Here is a 20,171-nt window from a genome sequence, read left to right as displayed (position 1 = left end):
TTACTATAACCTAAATACACAGCATGGTGATCTTTATCATATGGCTGTTTATTTCTGTTATACTGTAATGATTTCTCAATTATCTATGAAAAACATATAAGCTACTACCGTACGTTTTGCCAGGTTTAAATAAAATTGAATGCATAAAAATTTCATACGGATAATTATAGTTACTAAAGCATTGTTTTATCGGCCGCTTGCTTTTTCTCCTCTTAACGTCATCACAGTACTGGTTACCACTGCTATTGTTTTGCCGTCTTCGCGCCTGATCTCGCACAAATAATGAGTGATAGTTTTACCGCTCTGTATAGGTTTTGCCATTGCCGTAAGGGTGGCTTTCCATACAGGGCGGTAAAAATTTATTTTCAGTTCAATGCTGGTAAAAGATTCGCCTTCACTCATCAGGGTAGAATGTGCTGTACCGATGGCAGCATCTGCCAACTCACTTAAAAGCCCGCCATGCACCGTTCCCTGCTGATTGCCATGAATCTCATCATTGGCGTCAATTGCCACAGTGGCTGTTCCTGTGCCGATATCAACCAACCGGATGCCCAGCGTTTGGGAAATGGCTGTCGGGTATTTCATGTATGTTTCCATGTCCGTTGTTAATGTACCTGCTAATTGTTTTTCGAGGTATTCCAATACTGGTATCATTGCCATATCATTTATTATTTAGTTTATGCTATTAATGACTGATCGTTCAATAAATAGAGAAAAAAATTAATCGAGTATTTTTAATGTCAACGCCACCACCTGCTTTAGCTCCCGCTCTGAATATACCTTCCCTACTACCCGCATACCCTGGATCATACATAACAGGAAATTGGCGGTGGCCTTGCTATCCAATCCGGCATTAAACGCAGCAGTAGTTTGCCCCTGTACGATAGCATCTGCAAGCAACGCAGACATCTTCCTGAAAACTGCTTCAATTTTCCCGCTAATCTCTTCATCCTGTGGCAACATTTCCAGGGCGGTATTGGTAATCAGGCATCCCCGTTTGCGGGTAACGGAGGTGGCTACACGTGTATAATGCAGCAATGCTTTATGTATGCCTTCCCTTCCGGGTTCACTTTTAAGATTATCGGAGAGCCGCGTCAGTGCACCTTGTGTAAACAGCTCCAGGGCTGCCAGCAACATTTTTTTCTTGTCGCCGAATACACCGTACAGGCTTCCACGTGCCAGTCCTGTAGCTTTACAGAGATCATCAATAGAAGTGGCATGATAGCCTTGCTGAAAAAAGGTATTACTTGTTGCCGCAATCACTTTATCTACATCAAACTCCCGCGGGCGCCCACGTTCATGCCCCGAATCATAAGCAGCTGCCTGTTGCTTTTTGTTCATGCAGCCAATTTATGACTAATCGTTCAATAAATAAAAAATACATTGTTTTGATCTGCTCCAAAGCAAAAAATACCGGGTTAAATTGAGCAGCCTTCTACCGGGCGACAGGAATATCCAAATATTTTAAATAATTACCCAGCAAGCGCTTATTAAATACCGGCTCTTTTATATCAGTGTCTTTAAGAAAATCAATTACGTTCTGACAATCCCATATATAAGTATGCTGATAAAGCTCCATTGTAGAAAGACCTTCATGCATATTATCCCTGAACAGGCTGGTTAAGGGAAACAGGCGGTTGCTGCTATCGTCTTCCCACTGCTTCCTCCATTCTTTATATGGCAGCCCTTTTAATTTGAAAGGATAATATTGCTGTAACAGGCAGAAAAAATCTTCCAGTGTAAGATTTGTTTGCGGAGAAGCGATCAGGTTGAACTTCATGCCTATAGCGGCTTTGTTCTTAGAGATGTGTGCAATGGCCTTAGTCATATAGTCTACTGTGATGAGCCCTTCCCTCAGCTGCGTGAGCAAAGGATAAGATCCTAATTCAATACAGTTCTTTACCAGTCTTGCCCACCACTGATAAGGCGCGCTGGCACCGGATACACTATGGCACATAGCTAACCCGAGACGACAGGTGATTACCGGCAAACCCTGAGCAGCTGCCAGATCGGCAATAGCCTCCATTACCCATTTGCTTCTTACATAACCAATGTCTTTACTTACTGCCAGCAAGTTCTGTGCAATATCATCTGTTTCCTTCATCAATGTTTTCCCGGTGAACACATGCCCCCAGCTATATACAGAAATAGTAGACAACAGCACCAGGCATTTTGTTTTGCGTGCAGTAGCCAAGCGGATGATTTCCCGTAGCCCATTTACATTGGGTGATTTCATGTATGAATATGGCTCAATAAAATTCACTGAGCTGCCGGAGTGATAAATGACATCTATCATTTCAGCTAAAAAGCTAAACTGTGCTTCCGTCAACCCAAGGCATGTTTTGGAGAAATCTCCCACCACCGGAATGATCCGCTGCCGGTGTTCTGCTGTTATGGTAATTTTGAATTCAGTAAAACAGCTGTTAATCTTTTCCATTACATGATGTTCGTCCTGCGCCCGCACCAGGCAGTAAATATCAGCCGTTGTTTTGTCTAACAGCTCCTGCAATAAATGAATCCCTACAAAACCTGTAGCACCGGTAAGCAATATGGCGGACGGATGGCTTAAATGATGTTCGTCAAATTCTTTGGTAATGATAGTCCCCGGCGCCAGGTATACGTCCTGCTGCAATTCTACATAGGGTTCCACATCTTCACTGGATAATACCTGTTCTCCCCTCTTTATTAATACAGCCGCCAATTCCTGTAAAACAGGATATTGGTACAGATCTCTTATATACACCTTGACAGATAGTCTGCTATTGATAGCCGCCACAACAGTGGCCACCAGTAAAGAGTCTCCTCCGATATCGAAAAAATTGTCAGAGATATTCCTCACCGGATACTCCAGCACCTGCGACCATACCGCTGCAATAACGCGCTCTGTTTCATTTGTGGGCGGTTCAGCCGCAAATGCTTCCGCGCTGTACTGTGCTGCTATGTCAGCTAACTGTGTGCTGTTTATCTTGCTGTTTTCGGTTAGCGCTATTTCCTGTATCACAGCAAATCTTGCCGGGATCATATAACCTGGTAACTCCAGTTTGAGCTGCTGCTTTATAAAGGTGATATCAGGTTCTTCCTGTAAATTTTCAAATACAATAAAAGCAATGAGGTATTTATTATTCCCTGCATTCTCTCTCACAATGACAGCAGCATTACTGATGTTAGGGAGCCTGAGCAATGCCCGCTCTATCTCTCCCAGCTCTACCCGGCATCCCCTTATTTTAACCTGGTTATCTGTCCTGCCTAAAAACTGAATATTCCCATCGGGTAACCAGCGGGCCTGATCACCGGTGAGATAGAGCTTTTGACCCTGCAGAAAGGGATGTGTTATAAACTTATTTTTAGTAAGTGCTTCATTATTCAGATAACCAGCAGCCAAACCGGCTCCGCTGATGCAAAGCTCTCCTGTTGCACCTATCGGCAGCACTTCCTGTTGCTGGTTCAGGATATACACCTGCGTGTTGGCAACAGGTGTTCCTATGGAAGCAATGAATTGTCCGTCTTTTTCCTTTACCTCGCGATAAGTAGCAAAGACGGTACATTCTGTAGGTCCGTAATAATCTATCAATTGGTAAGGCAGCCCGTTGGTATAAACAGGTTTCAACTGTTCACCTCCGGTAAACAGGTACTTTAAACGCAAGCCGGTTTCCTCTTTGCTGTGCTTTACAATAGCCGGCACCAATACCGTGGGGGCAAAACCGTGTGTAATATAGTTGCTGCGGAAATATGCCAGCAGGGAAACAGCATCCGTTCTTTCCTCATTGTCTGCAACATACAGGGTAGCACCCGATAGTAATGCAGACCAGATCTCCCACACAGATAGATCAAATGAGAGCCCTGCCACCAGGGCAAGTCTGCATGTTTCATTTACATTAAACCGTTGATTATGCCAGGTAACCAGGTGCTGAATTGACTGGTGCGTAATCATGACGCCCTTGGGATTACCGGTAGAACCGGAAGTATAAATAATATAAGCCAGCGATTGTTCCTGCAATCGTATGCCCGTTGACGTTACCGGCTGCGAACTAACCGCAGCAAGGCTATCCAGGCAAAAAATTGCCGCATTCGCCGTATCTCTTAACAGGATTGCTGATGCAGCACTGGTAATAACAATCCGGGCATGTGCATCTGCTATTATATGCACGGCTCTTTTTAGCGGATAAACAGGATCAATGGGGATATAGGCAGCACCTGTCTTTAATATACCGATAACAGCTGCGAGCCACTCCAGCGAGCGATCCAGCCAAATGGGCACAAACATACCGGGCTTTACGTCCCGCGAAAGCAGGTAATGTGCTACCTGGTTACTTTTCTCATCCAGCTCTTTGTAGGTCATGTGCAAGCCGCGGAATACTACTGCGGTGTGCTCAGGTGTATTACTCACCTGTTTTTCAAATAATGAAACAAGGGTTTCCTGTGGTGCATAATTCCAAAACGTATCATTAAATTCATAAAGGATGGTATTTTTTTCTTCAGCGGTCATAATAATACCCGGTGCAGTATCCCCGCTGCCTGAAAAGGAAGTTTTCCATGTGGACATAAGCTTGATTATTTTGAGGGTTTCAGCTAATGATTAATCAGTCCGGTGAAATAGCGTTGCATTTAACGAAAATAACAAAGCGTATCGTATTCACACATCAGTATAATTAATGCGAAGATCACCATTTGCAGGTTGTAGCCGAAGGTTCAGGGCATGCAATTTCTCAATGGCGCAAATTCAGTACATTAGCATTTACAGACATGATTATCTTACGCCGTTAACTGGACAGTATGGAAACCACACATCGCGACTACAGTACAATCAGCCCTTCTGCCAAATCATTACTGCTGCTGAAAGGGCTTACAAATATTCCTTTTGCAAGGGAGGCTGCTGCACTCATGTTATCTCCCGAACAATATCATCCCGACTTCAGTAACAAAGAAGTGCCTTTCTGGGCAAGGGTGGTACATTTTGAAAACAGGTACTGGAGCATCAACCAGCTGCTGACGGAATTACCGATAAAAAATATTCTCGAATTATCATCAGGATTTTCCTTCCGCGGATTGGAAACCATCAAACAGGATGGCTATCATTATATCGATACAGATCTCCCGGAGCTGATGACTACCAAGCAGGATTTCATTGTTCCTTTACAGGATAAAACGCTGCATACCACCAGCATCCTGGAATTGCTGCCATTAAATGCATTGGATGAAACAGCATTTACAGCCGTAGTTGACCGCTTCCCTGAGGGAGAAATTGTTATTGTAAATGAAGGGCTGCTGATGTACCTGGACGATGCAGAAAAAGAAAAACTCTGCCGCATTATTCATAAAATATTGCAGCTACGCGGCGGATACTGGATAACAGCAGATATCTACATTAAACGAAAAGAGGTAAGAGATAGTGCAGTAAAAGATGAGCAGTGGAAGGAATTTTATGCACAGCACCAAATCCATGAAAAGATGTTCGACAGCTTTGAGGCAGCCACCGCATTTTTTACGAAAGCAGGATTTGTTATTGATAAAGAAGCCGCTGCAGACCCTTCCAGGCTCTCCGCTTTAACTCATTTAACAGCCAACGCCACTGAAGCACAGTTATTAAAGATGCGGCAGATGGGCAAAATAAGGGCTACCTGGCGGTTAAAAGTTGGGGCTTAAAAATAAAATTTATTTCACCTTTAAAAGCAGCATACATGACGTTTCAGCATCGTACTATTTTCATTACAGGCGGCAGCCGGGGCATCGGCGAAGCGATTGCGCTAAAACTTGCCGCAGCAGGAGCCAATATAGTTATTGCAGCAAAAAGTGTAGAAGAAGACCCTCGCCTGGGAGGCACCATCTTTTCTGTAGCTGCAGCAGTAGAAAAGGCCGGCGGTAAAGCTTTACCGATACAGGTAGATATACGTGATGAAGCACAGATACAGGCAGCCGTGCAACAAGCTGCCGATAAATTTGGCGGGATAGATGTACTGATCAACAATGCATCTGCCATACAGTTAACCAATACAGAACAAACTCCCGCCAAACGATTTGACCTGATGTATGATATTAATGTGCGGGGCACCTTCCTTGTAACCCAGCACTGTATCCCTTATTTAAAAAAGGGTACCAATCCGCATATCCTTACTTTATCTCCTCCTGTTAACATTGCGCCGCAGTGGCTGGGTGCACATGTAGCCTATACCATCAGCAAGTATAATATGAGCCTGCTGGCCTTAGGCTGGGCAGAAGAATTAAAACAGTATGGTGTTGCCGCCAATTCGCTCTGGCCGGCTACCACCATTGCCACTGCGGCTGTCAGGAACCTGCTGGGAGGTGAAGCACTCATTAACAGAAGCCGCAAACCGGAAATTATTGCGGATGCAGTATCCTATATTCTCAGCAGGCCCTCCGCCACCTGCACCGGCAATAATTTCATTGATGAAGAAGTGCTGAAGGCAGCAGGTATTACCGACCTGGAAAAATATGCTGTAACACCCGGTGGAAAATTGCAGGCAGACCTGTTCCTTTAAACTCATTGTTGCGCCTTGCTGCCAGGGCGTATATGCCGGAGTGAAATAAATGCGAATACTGCCAGTAGCGCAAAAATAAGTGCTGCTATCAGCGTTGCAACGTGGAGTCCGGCAGTAAAGGCTTCGCGGGCAGCCAGCAACAGTGAACTGCCCGATGGTCCGGGAATTTTTCCAGCTACTGATAAAGCACCAACAAGACTTTCCTGCGCGACCTTTGTAGTAGCAGCAGGCACACCATCCGGGAAATGATGTACTATCTGCGCCCGGTATATAACGATGCCGATGCTGCCCAAAGCGGCCACGCCTAATGCAATACCTAACTGATTACTTGTTTCCGACATAGATGCTGCAGAACCTGCCTTTTCCGGTGGTGCAGAACCTATCACCAGGTCTGTTCCCAGTACTACGATCGGTGTAACGCCAATAGCAGCAAAAACAAATCCTGTTATTAAAAAGGGCAATCCGCCGCTAACCGGTACCTGTGTAAGCAATATCATACCAGCTGTGGTGAGTAAGAATCCACCGGTGATAACATAAGCCGGCCGCGTACGATGTGCCATCACCGGTGTTAACATCGCACCAATGATCATCCCGATGGATTGTGGCACCATCCATAGTCCTGCCTGTAACGGTGAAAGCCCCAATACCATTTGCAGGAACTGCGCAATAAAAAACCCAATTCCGCCCATCAGAACGGCCGTAAGCAGCATCAGGATGAGGGTAGCACTAAAGGCATGATTTTTAAAAAGATGTAAATCCAGCAGCGGGTCTTTTAATTTTAGTTGCCGGTAAACGAAGACCACACCAAAAATTCCACCTACCAATATAGCAGCCAACGGCACAAGCAACCAACCTTCCCTGGCTACTTCCGTGAACCCATATATAAACGGCAGGATAGCCGCCAAAGACAATGCAACATCTAACAGATCAAGTTGCCCGGCTTGTGGATTTTGGTATTCGGGCAATATAACGGAGCCAATAGCCAGTAGTATAACCATTACCGGTACTCCCAGCAGGAATACAGATCCCCACCAGAATTTTTCCAGCATCGCTCCACCGATCAACGGACCGGCAATCATGCCCACCATAAAACAACTCATCCATATAGAAATAGCGGTGGCCCTTTGCCGTGCGTTCAGGAACATGTTACTGATCAAAGCCAGTGTGGAAGGCATTAATGTAGCACCCGCAACACCCATTAGTGCACGGGCTGCAATCAACATCCCGGCTGTTGTAGAAAAAGCTGCCATCACAGATGCAGCGCCAAAAGCAGCGGCCCCGATTAATAATAATTTACGGCGACCGATACGATCACCAAGGGTACCCATTGTAATCAGAAATCCGGCGATCATGAATCCATAGATGTCCATGATCCATAATTGCTGTGTGCTACTGGCCCCGAGGTCGGTGCTTAGATGCGGCAACGCAAGATACAGCACACTGGTATCTATTGAGAGCAGCAGCGTTGGCATAGCCAGTGAGGCTAATCCCAGCCATTCCCGTCTACCGGCCTTTAATTCCGTCATTACTAAACTATTTGTATTCATTGGATATCTGTTTGAATAATTGCAACTGAAGAACTGTTACAAAGCTAGTATCCCTATGCATAACAAATAGGGTGTGAAAGCGGCAAATTAAGGTGCTGATTACGTCATGTATGGGGTTTGGTATTGAATTTTAAAAATTGATACTTACAGGGGTTGTCGCTACAATTACCCTTCCTGTCGATTCATCTTCCCGAAAAACATTTGATACGGGTAGTTTTGGAAAGTGATGGTACCAATTGTAGTAAAGCGTATAAAAAAATCAGTAGCTTTATCGCTACGACAAATGAAAGGACTTCTTAAATCAAAAAGTATCAGTATTTCGCTCCATATTCTGATATGGGGCATCCTGTTGTCGCTACCCTATTTTGTTTCTTCAGCAGACCATGCCTATAAAATAGGTAGCTTACCCGGATTATTCTTTACCGTATGTGGCGTCATCCATATGGTTATTTTTTATACCAATGCCTATTTCTTATGTCCTAATTTTTTAAACCGGCGGCGCTGGTGGATTTATATCCCCGGTGTGATCCTGCTTATTGCGGGATCGTTCCAGTTGAAATATTTTATAATGGCGCACTGGTTCCCGGAACTACTGGGAAATATTGCCGCCTATAAATTTGTTTTTGCTCCTTCTATTGGTACATACATCATCAGCCTTGTTTATCGCAAAGTGCTTGATAAAATAAATTATGAAAAAGAACAAAAAGAAAAACAGGCAGAGCAGCTTACCACAGAACTAAAATTTCTTCGGTCGCAGGTCAGTCCGCATTTCCTGTTTAATGTTTTGACCAACCTGGTTTCTCTCGCCAGAAAAAAGTCTGATCAGCTGGAACCTGCGCTGATAAGACTTTCTGAGCTGATGCGATATATGTTGTATGATACACAGGGTAAAAAAGTAATGCTCACCAAAGAAATAGCATATCTCAACAGTTATATTGAATTACAAAAACTGCGTTTTGGCAGCGATGTGCAGATTGAAAACAATATGCAATTGGAGGATACAGATAGTCATTATACCATAGAACCTATGCTGCTGATCCCTTTTGTAGAGAATGCCTTTAAACACGGGATGGGTAACATTCAACAACCAAAGATCAACATACAATTAGCTGTTGCTAACGATATACTGACTTTTGAAGTATGGAATCAATTTGATAATGATCCGGATAGCAGTAAAGATGAAAATTCCGGTATTGGCCTTTCCAACGTCAGATCCCGCTTGGATTTACTGTATAAAGGCCGGCATAAATTAATCATCAGCGATCAGAATAATTTGTTTCATATTACTTTAACTTTGGAACTGACATGATACGTTGTATTGCTATAGATGATGAACAACTGGTTCGTGAACTGTTGGAAGATAATATCCGGCAGCTACCATTTTTGCAGCTCATCAAAACATGCAAAAATGCACTGGAGGCATACGAAGTACTGCAAGAGGAGCAGGTAGACCTCATTTTCCTGGACATACAGATGCCGAGGCTGAACGGATTGCAGTTTCTGCAGTCGCTGCAAAACCCGCCCATGGTTATCCTGGTAACCGCTTACGAACAATATGCCCTGGAGGCATTTAATCTTCATGTGGTAGACTATCTGTTGAAACCTTTCTCCTTTGAACGTTTCCTGAAAGCATGTAATCGCGCCAACGAATTATTCCGGTTAAAGCAGGTACAGGCAGCGGCCACAAATGAAGTATCCGATTTTTTTGTGAACGTGGAATACACGCTGGTAAAAATTGTAGTAGCAGATATTGAATACATAGAAGGCTTAAAAGACTATATCAAAATCCATTTATCCTCCTCCCCTCAGCCGGTGCTTACCCGCATGACCATCAAAGCACTGGAAGAAAAGCTCTCTCCAACGGCTTTTATACGCACGCATAAATCTTACCTCGTAGCTGTTGCAAAGATCACTACCGTTAAACGTGATTTCGTTTGTATCGGGAAAAAGGAAGTGCCCGTAAGTGAGTTTTATAAAGAAAATGTGACCCGTATTCTTAACCGTTTTGAAAATTAAATTCCCGCAATTTCCTTTTTTGTCGCTACACTTTCCTGTCGGGTCTATTCTCCAAAATAGTGCTTGTTCTTCGCTATAGCTTTGCCTGTAAATCATATCACAGGTAATGAAAACAAATGCAAAACAATACCGGATACCGGCAATTTTACTACTCTTCTTCAGCCAGGTAGTGTTCGCACAACATAAGGTAGCAGCTACCGTGAATGGTGATACCTCCATAAAAAAAGATACGATCCCGTCCGATTCTGCTATTAAAGCAGATACTGTTATTCATAAAGCTACGCATGCCTTACATGAAGTAATTATCAGTGCCGGTGCTTTTGAAGCGAGCGACAAGGCCAAAGGCGCCGCTCTCACACCTATAGACGCCGTTACCGTTGCGGGCAGTTATGGAGACATCAGCCAGGCACTGCGCTCGTTGCCTGGCGCACAGCAAATCGGGGAACAGGAAGGCCTGTTTGTACGCGGTGGTACCGGTGATGAAACAAAACAATTCATTGACGGCACGTTGCTGAAAAACCCCAACTATCCTTCTGTACCCGGCATACAACAATATGCGCGGATTAACCCCTTCCTGTTTAAAGGCATATTGTTCAGCTCCGGAGGATACTCTGCGTTGTATGGTCAGGCAATGAGCAGTGCTTTAATTCTGGAAAGCGTTGATCTGCCGGAAAAAACATCTGCTTCTTTACACATCTTCCCTGCTAACATCGGCACCGGATTTCAACACCTGGCTACCAATAATAAAAGCAGTTATGGCGTAAATATTAATTACAGTAATCAATCGCTTTATAATTCCATCGTATCTCAAAAGCCTGATTATTTCAGCGGACCGGAATACCTGGAAGGCGATGCCAACTTCCGGATTAAAACGGGAAAAACAGGTATGCTGAAGTTTTATACCAACTGGAACATCAGCAATGTTGGCATGAATAATCCTGATATAGACAGCCCTGCTTTACGCGCCGGGTACCAGGTTAAAGGCAGGAACAATTATAACAATCTCAGCTATCGCACTTATCTCACGGATGACTGGAGAATGGATGCAGGCGTAGCTTATAGCTATAACCAGCGTGATGTAACCAACACCCTCAGGGATGGCGCAGGACATACTATCAGTATCCCTTATGCCCCATTCAGCGATAAAAATAATCACCTGCATGTAGCATCTGATTTTGCACAGGCCAGGGTGTTATTTACCCGGCTCTTTTCCCGTAACCAGGCATTACGTTTTGGTGGAGAACATTTTTATTCCAAAGACAATGGCATATCTGATGATACTGCGTTGCGGCTCACCGATCATTTAACCGCCGCCTTTGTGGAAGGAGATATTTATTTAGCAGATAACCTGGCCGCTAAAGCAGGGCTACGGCTGGAATACTCCGGGGTATTGGGTAAAACAGTGCTGGCACCGCGACTGAGCCTCGCTTATCGTCTTCCTGATGGTGGTCAGTTTAATCTGGCTTATGGTATTTTTTACCAGGAACCGCTGAACGATTTTCTGTATCAAACCCATCAGCTTACTTTTTCCAATGCCACCCATTATGTGCTCAATTACACCAGGAAGGCCAGCAACCGCTTCTTTAGAGTGGAAGCCTATTATAAGCAGTACAAAAACCTGGTTAAAACCGTTCCGGTACTCAGTAATAACGGGAAGGGATATGCGCAGGGGGTGGAATTATTCTGGCGGGATAAAAAGTCGGTCAAAAACCTGGACTACTGGGTAACGTACACCTACCTGGATACCAAACGGGATTACCTGGATTATCCGGAGGTGATGCGCCCTTCTTTTGCCGCACCGCATACCGCTACAGTAGCCATTAAAAAGTTTTTCGCGGATATCTCCACCAGCTTTAACCTGTCTTATTCGCTGGCCGCCGGCAGGCCCTATTACGACATCCGCTACAATGCCGCCGACAAGGGCACACAAATTTCTGATCAGGGAACTACCAGGGCCTATAGCGTCATGAACCTGCATGTAGCCTATTTGTGCGCTTTCTTTAAAAACTGGAAACGAAAAGACTTCTCAGGGTTTGCCTTTGGCGTGAATAACCTGCTGGGTACCAAACAGGTGTTTGGCTATAACTACAGTTTTGATGGCACTAATAAAGTGCCTGTAACCCTACCGGCTACACGAAGCTTTTTTATAGGTTTATGGATGAGTTTCGGCATAGATCGTACAGATGATTTTCTTAATAAAAATTTATAACAAATCGTAAAACAAAAAAAATGAAAAAACAAATCATTACTGCCCTGGCCCTTGTATTATTCAGCATTGCCGGCTTTGCTCAAACAACAGCAGCTGCCGATGCTTTGCAAAATGCCGTAACAAAACTCGACCAGGCGCAAACTGCCAGAGATTACGAAGTCCTGGAAAAAACGTTTGCCGGTATTGCCGCACAAAGTAATGCCTGGCTGCCTTATTATTACGCTGCTTTCTGCAATGCCAAAATCGGATTTCTTTACCAGGATGATGGCGATAAGATTGAACCCTATAGTAACCGTGGTGAAGAGCAGGCTAAAAAAGCAGCGTCATTGCTGGATACTGTTCGTCAGAAAAATGAATTGTCTGAAGTATACACGGTGCTGAGCATGGTATATCGCACTAAGGTGTTCATTAATCCTATGACTTATGGCAGAAAATATGGCATGTTATCAGATCAGTACCTCCGGCAGGCAACACAGCTGTATCCACAAAATCCGAGGGCTGCTTATGTGGCAGCATGGGTAAAATATAATACACCAAAAATGTGGGGTGGAGATAAGCAACTGGCTAAACAACTGGCTACAGAGAGTTTACAGCATCTGGGAAATGCATCCGCAGGCGTTAACCCACATTGGGGTAAAGCAGAAGATACGGAGCTCCTGAGTAAATACAAATAATTCATCTTTAAAAATTTCATACCATGGGATTTGCATTCATCATCATCATACGAATATTGTTTATTACTTGTATGGTGTTCATTATCGGGTACGTTTTCGGAGGATTCTCAAAGAAAAAATCCTTGACTACCATTACAAAAATCGCCACTATCCTGGCTATTGTGTTGTTTATTGCTGCAAATGTGATGTTGATGCGGATGGCTTTCATGCATCATGGTCAGTGGCAACGGTGCGGTTACCAACATGAAATGGTGTCGGATTCTTCTATTGACAAACATTAACCGGCACCTTTTTTGACGCCCTGCTGGCCATGTGGACTCAATTTTTAGAAAAAACAGACCAATTGCCGGATTTTTTGTGGGATTTGATGCTGGTTGGCATTTCAGTAATAGTAGGATGGCTGATCAAGTTTTTGCTGTCTTTATTCTTACGCCGGCCAGCACAGTCCCAGGGCGAATTTTCCCTGGTACATAGTGTAATGTACCACCTGGGCAAGGCTTTCAATTATTTCTTACCCTTGCTCATACTCAATATGATGATGCCTTTGATGCGGGTAAGTCCACAGTACATCCCCACATTGAGCAAACTGGCAGAGATAGCCTTAACCCTGTCATTTGCCGCGTTGGTAATAGGCATCATAAAAGTAATGGAAGATTATGTGTATCATGCGTATGACCTCAACAAAGCCAACAACCTCAAAGAGCGGAAAATACGCACCCAGCTACAGTTTATACGGAAACTATCCGTTGCCATCATCCTGATATTAACAGCCTGTATTATATTATTGAGCTTTGACAGTATGCGTAAGTTGGGCGCTGGTTTACTTACGGGTGTGGGTGTAGGCGGTATTATTATTGGTTTTGCTGCACAAAAATCGCTCGGTAACTTACTCGCTGGTTTTCAGATCGCATTTACACAACCTATCCGTATTGATGATGTGTTAGTAGTGGAAGGAGAATGGGGACGTGTGGAAGAAATTACCCTAACTTATGTGGTGTTGAATATATGGGATCAGCGTAAACTGATTTTACCTATCAACTATTTTATAGAAAAGCCCTTTCAAAACTGGACCCGTACCGGTGCTGAAATACTGGGTACTGCATTTTTCTATATGGATTACACCATTCCGGTTGACAAACTAAGAATGGAACTGGACAGGCTGCTGAATGCTTCTCCCCTTTGGGATAAACGGGTGAATACACTGCAGGTAACTAATACAACTGAACGTACCATAGAAGTAAGGGCTTTGATGAGTGCTGCTAATTCGGGAAACGCTTTTGATCTGCGTTGTTATGTCCGGGAAAATCTCATCAAATATGTCAAAGAAAATTATCCGGATTGTTTGCCTAAAACAAGGGCTTATATCGAAAGTGATACACCACCACCTGCGTTTATTTCATAATTTTTTGTAAGATAAATAGTTTTGCTTCACAAAATGTTATCTTCTCTTAACATCATTAAAAACTCACCTCTCTTTGGCAGGAGGGGTGAGTTTTTATTAGTATCCTCATTTTAATCTTATCTCAAACAAACTCGAAGAACCACCCCTGTAATGAGCAGGCAAACCATCACTATCCCCCAGTGTTGTAATACCCAGGTAAGTAAATCCGCAACTGATATAGTAATTATTTAATCGCTCATTACCACTACCAGTATCCATTCTGATGAAATCCTTATTAATATTCCGGGCATACTCTTTTGCCCAGGTAATGATATGTTTTACATAACTATTACCACGAAACAGCGGATTGGTGGCTATGCGATGAATATAAACAGCCGGATCGTTATCTTTTTCTTTCCAGATCAAAGGATCATTAAATGCGATAGCAAAAACACAAACTACCTGCTCATCTGCAATTATTTTCCATTGCCTTTTTTCCTTAATTTCATTTTCTACCAATGATCGCTCAAAGCCCTGCCAATGCTTCTTTGCTACTGATTTTTGATAATGGGTACCCTCATCATACAGCTTGAAGATAGTGTCAACATCCGCTAATGTGCTGTTTTCAATTCTCATAGATAACTTTTTTATTGTATGTTTATTGATCACAAAATTCCATTAAAGGGATGAATTAAAACAGATGCACTTTTTTTAATTTAGACCGTAACAGTTTAAAAACACCTAAACCAAAATCATGAAATTAACTACAGAAAAGAAACTTAGCTTCTTAATGGGTTATACAGTTGTCAGTTCACTGGTATTCATTTTCTTCATGGTATCCTCCTTCCGTGAAAAAGACAAAGAGCAAAAGCTGGATGAACTAACCGTAAAACGTATTAATGTTATTGGAGAAGATGGAAGTTACAGAATGGTGATCAGTAATGAGGTAAGACAACATCCCGGAAGAGTGGTGGGAAAAAACCTCCCCAAAAGAGACCGGCCGGCCGGATTAATTTTTTTTAATAATGAAGGAGATGAATGTGGAGGACTCACTTATACCGCTGAAACAAAAAACGGGAAAGCCAGTAACGATTTGTCTTTTACCATGGATCAATATCATGAAGATCAGGTAGTACAGATCTTAAACGCAGAAGAATTTGACAACGATAAAGTAACTATCAAACGTGGAGTAGTGATCAACGACTATCCTGCCGGAGGTGATATCTATGAAAGAGTAGAGAAAATTAAAGCCATTCAGCAAATAAAGGATACCACCGTCAGAGCAGAAAAGCTAAAAGCGCTGGCACAGGCCATTGGCGTAAAAAACAGGTTATTCATCGGAAGAACCAGGGAAAACAGTTCCGGGCTTTTCTTAGCTGATCCGACCGGAAAAGTAAGAATGAAGATTTACGTAGACGATAAAGGAAATCCGAAAATAGAAACACTCAACGATAAAGGAGAATTTAAAGATTATTTAGCAGGAAAATAACAAACCATACCGGCAGCTGCAAAACTGATTGTGCTGCCGGTAATGATGGCATTTAAGAAACAGTAAAATCCCCTGTTTCAGGAGCGATAAATACCTAAACAATAAGTATATCTAACATATCGCACATTAAACAAGAATTCTTATATTAGCTGACGCTTAGTTTAAATATTAATATTTGTTAAACCTGCCTAAGGGCGACGAAACCATGTCTTCATGCTTGTCAGCAATAAACATTTCATACCTGTTATTGGATTGGACATACACATTGTTATCCTGTTTGGATTTCCCATTCCACTGCCACACCCGTATATAGGTCTGGTAATAGATCCTATGGACTGGATACCGTTTATCGGTGCTACCACCAAAATAAATCATGTGCCAAGGGGAAAAAGTGACACCAACGGCAAACTGGTTTTCCTGTTTCATATTCCTATGGGCGGACCATTCCTGCTGGCCCCCATGATAGGACATGATTCCGTTAATTTTTTCGGTAGCAAAAAGGTGAAAGTAGAGGGTAATCTCATGAGTCCTTCGGGGCATATGCTGATGACGTGCAACGACATTGGTATTCCTTTGTCGCTTACACCGGGGAAAAAATTCATTCCTATTCCCAGCCTGTATCTGCCTACCTCCTATTCCATCCCGCTGTCTTTTGGTAAACCCGTAATGGTGGGCGGTCCTTTTGTACCTGACTGGGCCGGTGTGATTATGAATCTTATCATGTCTTATGGTTTTGGTGCTGCCCTGAAAGGACTAGGCAAGCTAGGCAAGAAAGTGCTCACAAAATTTAATCATGCCCTGAAAGGTAAGCTGGGCAGTAATAAGCTCAGTAAAGCCCTCTGCAAAAAAGGCTTTGAACCGGTAGACCTGGTGCAGGGCATCGTTATCTACGATGGGATTGACTTTGAGCTGCCAGGACCTATTCCGTTGAAATGGATGCGTTCCTGGAACAGTGACAGTCCGTTTAAAGGCCTGCTCGGGCATGGCAATCACGGCTGCTATGATATGCGCGTGCAGGAATTCCCTGCGGAAAATGCTACGGTAGTATTACTGGGTGATGGCCGCAGTGCTGTTTTTGACGCCCTGCCATATAATGGCAACAGTGAATATAACCGTCATGAAAAACTATTGCTGACACGCTCACACGCCGACGAATACGCGCTGTTTGATTATGAAAGCAGATTAACATACACCTTCCGCCTGTCACATCCCCGGGATGAACAATACCGGCTCATCAACATTACAGATGAAGCCGGGTTTATGATCAGCTTTCATTACAACGCCAATGGGCATCTGCTGCGCATAATAGACAGCGCCGGCAGGCACCTGCTGATACTGAACGATGAAGGAGGCCGGATCATACAGGTTACAGCGCAGCATCGTGGGGAACAGCGTTTGCTGGTGCGCTATACTTATAATGAAACCGGCGACCTGACCGGGATCACCGACGCACTGGATCAAACTACGTTTATCCAATACCGTGATCATCTCATGATAAAAAAGACAGACCGCAACGGACAATCTTTTTACTGGGAGTATGATCAAAAAAAACGCTGCACCCACACCTATGGCGATGGCGGCTTAATGGAAGGAACACTCGAATATCATCCCAAAGAAGGATTCAATCGTATCACCAATTCACAGGGACATAGTACTACCTTATATTATACCCCTGATTTTGTTGTTACGCAGATCAAAGCTCCGCTGGGCAACTCCATCTTCTTCGCATATACAGCCGATATGGAAATATACCGGGTAATAGATGCGGAAGGTAACGTTACCGGCTATACGTACGATGAACTGGGTAACCGTACCAGTGTAGTATTTCCCGATGGATCAGCTACCAGCGCCACTTATAACAGGGAGGGCAAACTGGTGTTAAGTGCTGATCCGGAAGGCAACAGCCGTACTTATATTTACTATGAAAAAACAGGATTGCTGCATACACTTACCGAAGCAGATGGCCGCATACGCATCTTCCGTTATAACGATAACAACCTGGTTCGTAAAATAGAAGACGAAACCGAAAATCATACCCTGCTGGCTTATGATGAAGACTTCAACTTAAATAGTATCACGCTGCCTGATGGCGGCAAAACCACCTGGGAATACAATACCTGGGGGCAATGCCTGCGGCTCCGCAATCCTTTGCGGGAAGAGCAAACCTTCCAGTATGATACCCTGGGACGCGTGACCGATATAAGATTGCCTGACAACCATATCAAACTACGCTACAATGCCTATAAAGAAATTGTAGCAGCACAGGATAAACAGCATGTGGTGCAATTCGCCTACACACCCATGGGAAATATAAAACTGAGAGAGGAAAAAGGTATTAAAACACATTTCCTGTATAATAATGAAGAAGAACTGACCGGACTTGTAAATGAGCATGGAGAGATGTATCGCTTGATGCGCAATGCCAATGGTGATATCATCAGTGAAACAGGGTTTGATGGCATTACCAGGCGCTATGACCGCGATTCAGCAGGCAAAGTAATTAAAGTGCACCGCCCGGGTAATAAGTGGACAAACTACGAATACAACTACAATGGTTTGCTCGCACGTACAGAACATAGTGACGGTACCTGGGAGGCCTTCAGTTATAATCGTAACGGCAAACTGCTGGAAGTTGCCACACCCGACAATACCGTGAAATTTGTGCGGGATGCTATGGGCAGGATGATCAGTGAATCACAGAACGGGCATATCGTAACCAGCCGGTATGATAATGAAGGCAGACGCACAACTGTACAAAGCAGTCTGGGTGCCAATATCCAAACCCGGTGGAATGCCATGGATGACCTTACCGGTATAAGCGCCATGGCCAATGGTACTATCGATCCATGGACTGCAGAGATACAGCGTAACCTGCTGGGGCTGGAGATAGAACGTACCTTACCCGGTGGCGTAAAAAGCAGTTGGACGTATCACCCCGGCTCTTCTGCCAGCAATACGCCGGATGCACATACCGTTACCAGTGGCAGTAAAATAACACGCAGCCACCAATATCATTGGGATGCCAATATGCGGCTCAAACAGATCGTTAAAGGGCTGAGTGAAGGCATTGTAAAATTCGGGCACGATGATATTGGCAACCTTGCCTGGGCGCAGTATGAAAACGGACAATATGATTACCGCTTACCTGATAAAGCAGGCAATCTCTATAAAACACAAACCCGCACGGACCGGAAATACGCTGCAGGAGGCCGTTTACTGGAATCAGACCAGGCACGTTTCATCTATGATGAGGAAGGTAATCTTATTAAAAAAATTATTACCAACGCTGCGCTCCCGGTAACCTGGGAATATGAGTGGTATGGCAACGGCCTGTTGAAACAGGTACGGCGCCCCGATCAGAAAACGATCACCTTTCAGTACGATGGTCTTGGACGAAGAACCCAAAAAACTTTCAGCGGGCAAGTAACACGCTTTGTATGGGACGGTCATAAACCGTTGCATGAATGGACCTATCCTGAAAAAGAGCAACCACAAACCATCATTGACGAATATGGAGAAATAAGTAGTAGTCACCGGGAGCCGGTACCTGCCGAAACACTGACCACATGGGTATTTGAGGAGAAAACTTTTAAGCTTGCAGCAAAGATCACTGATCAGCAGCAATATTCTGTTATCACCGATCACCTGGGCACTCCCTGTGAAGCTTACGATACAACCGGACAAAAATTGTGGAGCGCAGAACTGGACATTGATGGAAATGTGCGCAAGCTGGAAGGCAGCAAAGACTTTGTACCATTCCGCTACCAGGGGCAGTATGAAGATGTAGAAACAGGATTGCACTACAACCGTTTCAGATATTATTCTCCGCAGGAAGGCATGTATATAAGTCAGGATCCAATAGGGGTTGCAGGCGGCTGGAATAATTACGCCTATGTAAAAGATACCAATTGTTATATAGATATCTGGGGATGGGAAGATATCTGGTTCCGCGCGCTGCATCCTAATGATATGACCAGTCTTGATGCCGGCAACGGTATTATTCCTAAAGCCCCCGGGGCAACAGAAACACCCATGAGCCATGTACTGAACGGATCTACCCCTGGTTATGGAGATCAGTATGTATCACTTACAAAAGACAGGAGCTTCGCAGAAAGATGGGCCAGAAAAGCTGGTACAGAAGTAGGAGAAATAGATCTGGATAAATTAAATAACACTAAATTGGATCTGAGCACTACAGAAGGCAGATTAGAACACCTGGGAGACGTATCAAGGGCCCCGGTAGGTTCCGATCTCCATAAGGCCAATAAATATGCGAAAGGAGCAAAAGAATTGTTAGTAGAAGGCACCATGGCAAATGAAGCTGTGGTACATCGTTATAATCCACCATGTTTATAAAT

The 20,171-nt window shown here is 43.9% G+C and carries 15 protein-coding genes; 10 read left to right on the top strand and 5 right to left on the bottom strand.

Annotated elements, in window-relative coordinates:
• Window positions 1-186 precede the first annotated feature (186 nt).
• From CLV51_RS24040 to CLV51_RS24030, 3 genes are all read right to left on the bottom strand, one after another.
• A complete protein-coding gene (locus CLV51_RS24040; protein ID WP_106530645.1) occupies window positions 187-660 on the bottom strand; it encodes a PaaI family thioesterase in 474 nt (157 codons plus the stop codon).
• Between the two features lie 60 nt (window positions 661-720).
• Window positions 721-1,341 carry a TetR/AcrR family transcriptional regulator gene (locus CLV51_RS24035; protein WP_106530644.1) on the bottom strand — a complete coding sequence of 207 codons (621 nt, stop codon included), beginning with the start codon at window positions 1,339-1,341 and terminating at the stop codon, window positions 721-723.
• Window positions 1,342-1,435: 94 nt separating this feature from the next.
• Window positions 1,436-4,543, bottom strand: coding sequence for a non-ribosomal peptide synthetase family protein (locus CLV51_RS24030; RefSeq protein ID WP_106530643.1), 3,108 nt, complete (start codon window positions 4,541-4,543; stop codon window positions 1,436-1,438).
• 230 nt (window positions 4,544-4,773) lie between these two features.
• Between CLV51_RS24030 and CLV51_RS24025 the strand changes: the two genes are divergently transcribed.
• Window positions 4,774-5,643, top strand: coding sequence for a hypothetical protein (locus CLV51_RS24025; protein WP_106530642.1), 870 nt, complete (start codon window positions 4,774-4,776; stop codon window positions 5,641-5,643).
• A gap of 35 nt (window positions 5,644-5,678) precedes the next feature.
• A complete protein-coding gene (locus tag CLV51_RS24020) occupies window positions 5,679-6,497 on the top strand; it encodes an SDR family oxidoreductase (protein WP_106530641.1) in 819 nt (272 codons plus the stop codon).
• A gap of 2 nt (window positions 6,498-6,499) precedes the next feature.
• On the opposite strand, the gene CLV51_RS24015 is transcribed toward CLV51_RS24020, so the two are convergent.
• Window positions 6,500-8,044, bottom strand: a complete 1,545-nt coding sequence (locus CLV51_RS24015) for an MFS transporter (protein WP_106530640.1) — start codon at window positions 8,042-8,044, stop codon at window positions 6,500-6,502.
• Window positions 8,045-8,327: 283 nt separating this feature from the next.
• Here CLV51_RS24015 and CLV51_RS24010 point away from each other — a divergent pair, with 283 nt between their 5' ends.
• The 6 genes from CLV51_RS24010 to CLV51_RS23985 all read left to right on the top strand — a co-directional run bounded on the left by CLV51_RS24010 (window position 8,328) and on the right by CLV51_RS23985 (window position 14,345).
• On the top strand, window positions 8,328-9,353 hold the full coding sequence (locus tag CLV51_RS24010) for a sensor histidine kinase (protein ID WP_106530639.1): 1,026 nt from the start codon (window positions 8,328-8,330) through the stop codon (window positions 9,351-9,353).
• On the top strand, window positions 9,350-10,060 hold the full coding sequence (locus CLV51_RS24005; RefSeq protein ID WP_106530638.1) for a LytR/AlgR family response regulator transcription factor: 711 nt from the start codon (window positions 9,350-9,352) through the stop codon (window positions 10,058-10,060). Before CLV51_RS24010 ends, CLV51_RS24005 begins: the two co-directional genes overlap by 4 nt.
• Window positions 10,061-10,166: 106 nt before the next feature.
• Window positions 10,167-12,269 carry a TonB-dependent receptor plug domain-containing protein gene (locus tag CLV51_RS24000; RefSeq protein ID WP_106530637.1) on the top strand — a complete coding sequence of 701 codons (2,103 nt, stop codon included), beginning with the start codon at window positions 10,167-10,169 and terminating at the stop codon, window positions 12,267-12,269.
• A gap of 20 nt (window positions 12,270-12,289) precedes the next feature.
• Window positions 12,290-12,943 (top strand): hypothetical protein, encoded by a 654-nt coding sequence (locus tag CLV51_RS23995; RefSeq protein WP_106530636.1) that lies wholly within the window; start codon window positions 12,290-12,292, stop codon window positions 12,941-12,943.
• A gap of 23 nt (window positions 12,944-12,966) precedes the next feature.
• Entirely contained in the window at window positions 12,967-13,224 is a 258-nt protein-coding gene (locus tag CLV51_RS23990; protein WP_106530635.1) for a hypothetical protein, read from the top strand.
• Between the two features lie 62 nt (window positions 13,225-13,286).
• Window positions 13,287-14,345, top strand: a complete 1,059-nt coding sequence (locus CLV51_RS23985; protein ID WP_245898926.1) for a mechanosensitive ion channel family protein — start codon at window positions 13,287-13,289, stop codon at window positions 14,343-14,345.
• A 105-nt stretch (window positions 14,346-14,450) separates the two neighbouring features.
• Here the strand turns inward: CLV51_RS23985 and CLV51_RS23980 are convergent, their stop codons facing one another.
• Window positions 14,451-14,960 (bottom strand): GNAT family N-acetyltransferase, encoded by a 510-nt coding sequence (locus CLV51_RS23980; protein ID WP_106530633.1) that lies wholly within the window; start codon window positions 14,958-14,960, stop codon window positions 14,451-14,453.
• Window positions 14,961-15,078: 118 nt separating this feature from the next.
• Here CLV51_RS23980 and CLV51_RS23975 point away from each other — a divergent pair, with 118 nt between their 5' ends.
• Window positions 15,079-15,813, top strand: coding sequence for a hypothetical protein (locus tag CLV51_RS23975; RefSeq protein WP_106530632.1), 735 nt, complete (start codon window positions 15,079-15,081; stop codon window positions 15,811-15,813).
• Window positions 15,814-16,026: 213 nt separating this feature from the next.
• Window positions 16,027-20,169 carry an RHS repeat-associated core domain-containing protein gene (locus CLV51_RS23970; protein ID WP_106530631.1) on the top strand — a complete coding sequence of 1,381 codons (4,143 nt, stop codon included), beginning with the start codon at window positions 16,027-16,029 and terminating at the stop codon, window positions 20,167-20,169.
• Window positions 20,170-20,171: the final 2 nt, after the last annotated feature.

Source organism: Chitinophaga niastensis (genome assembly GCF_003014755.1).
GTDB lineage: Bacteria > Bacteroidota > Bacteroidia > Chitinophagales > Chitinophagaceae > Chitinophaga > Chitinophaga niastensis.
The sequence above is the reverse complement of the archived record's forward strand: the minus strand, read 5'-3'. Positions and strand labels throughout refer to the sequence as shown.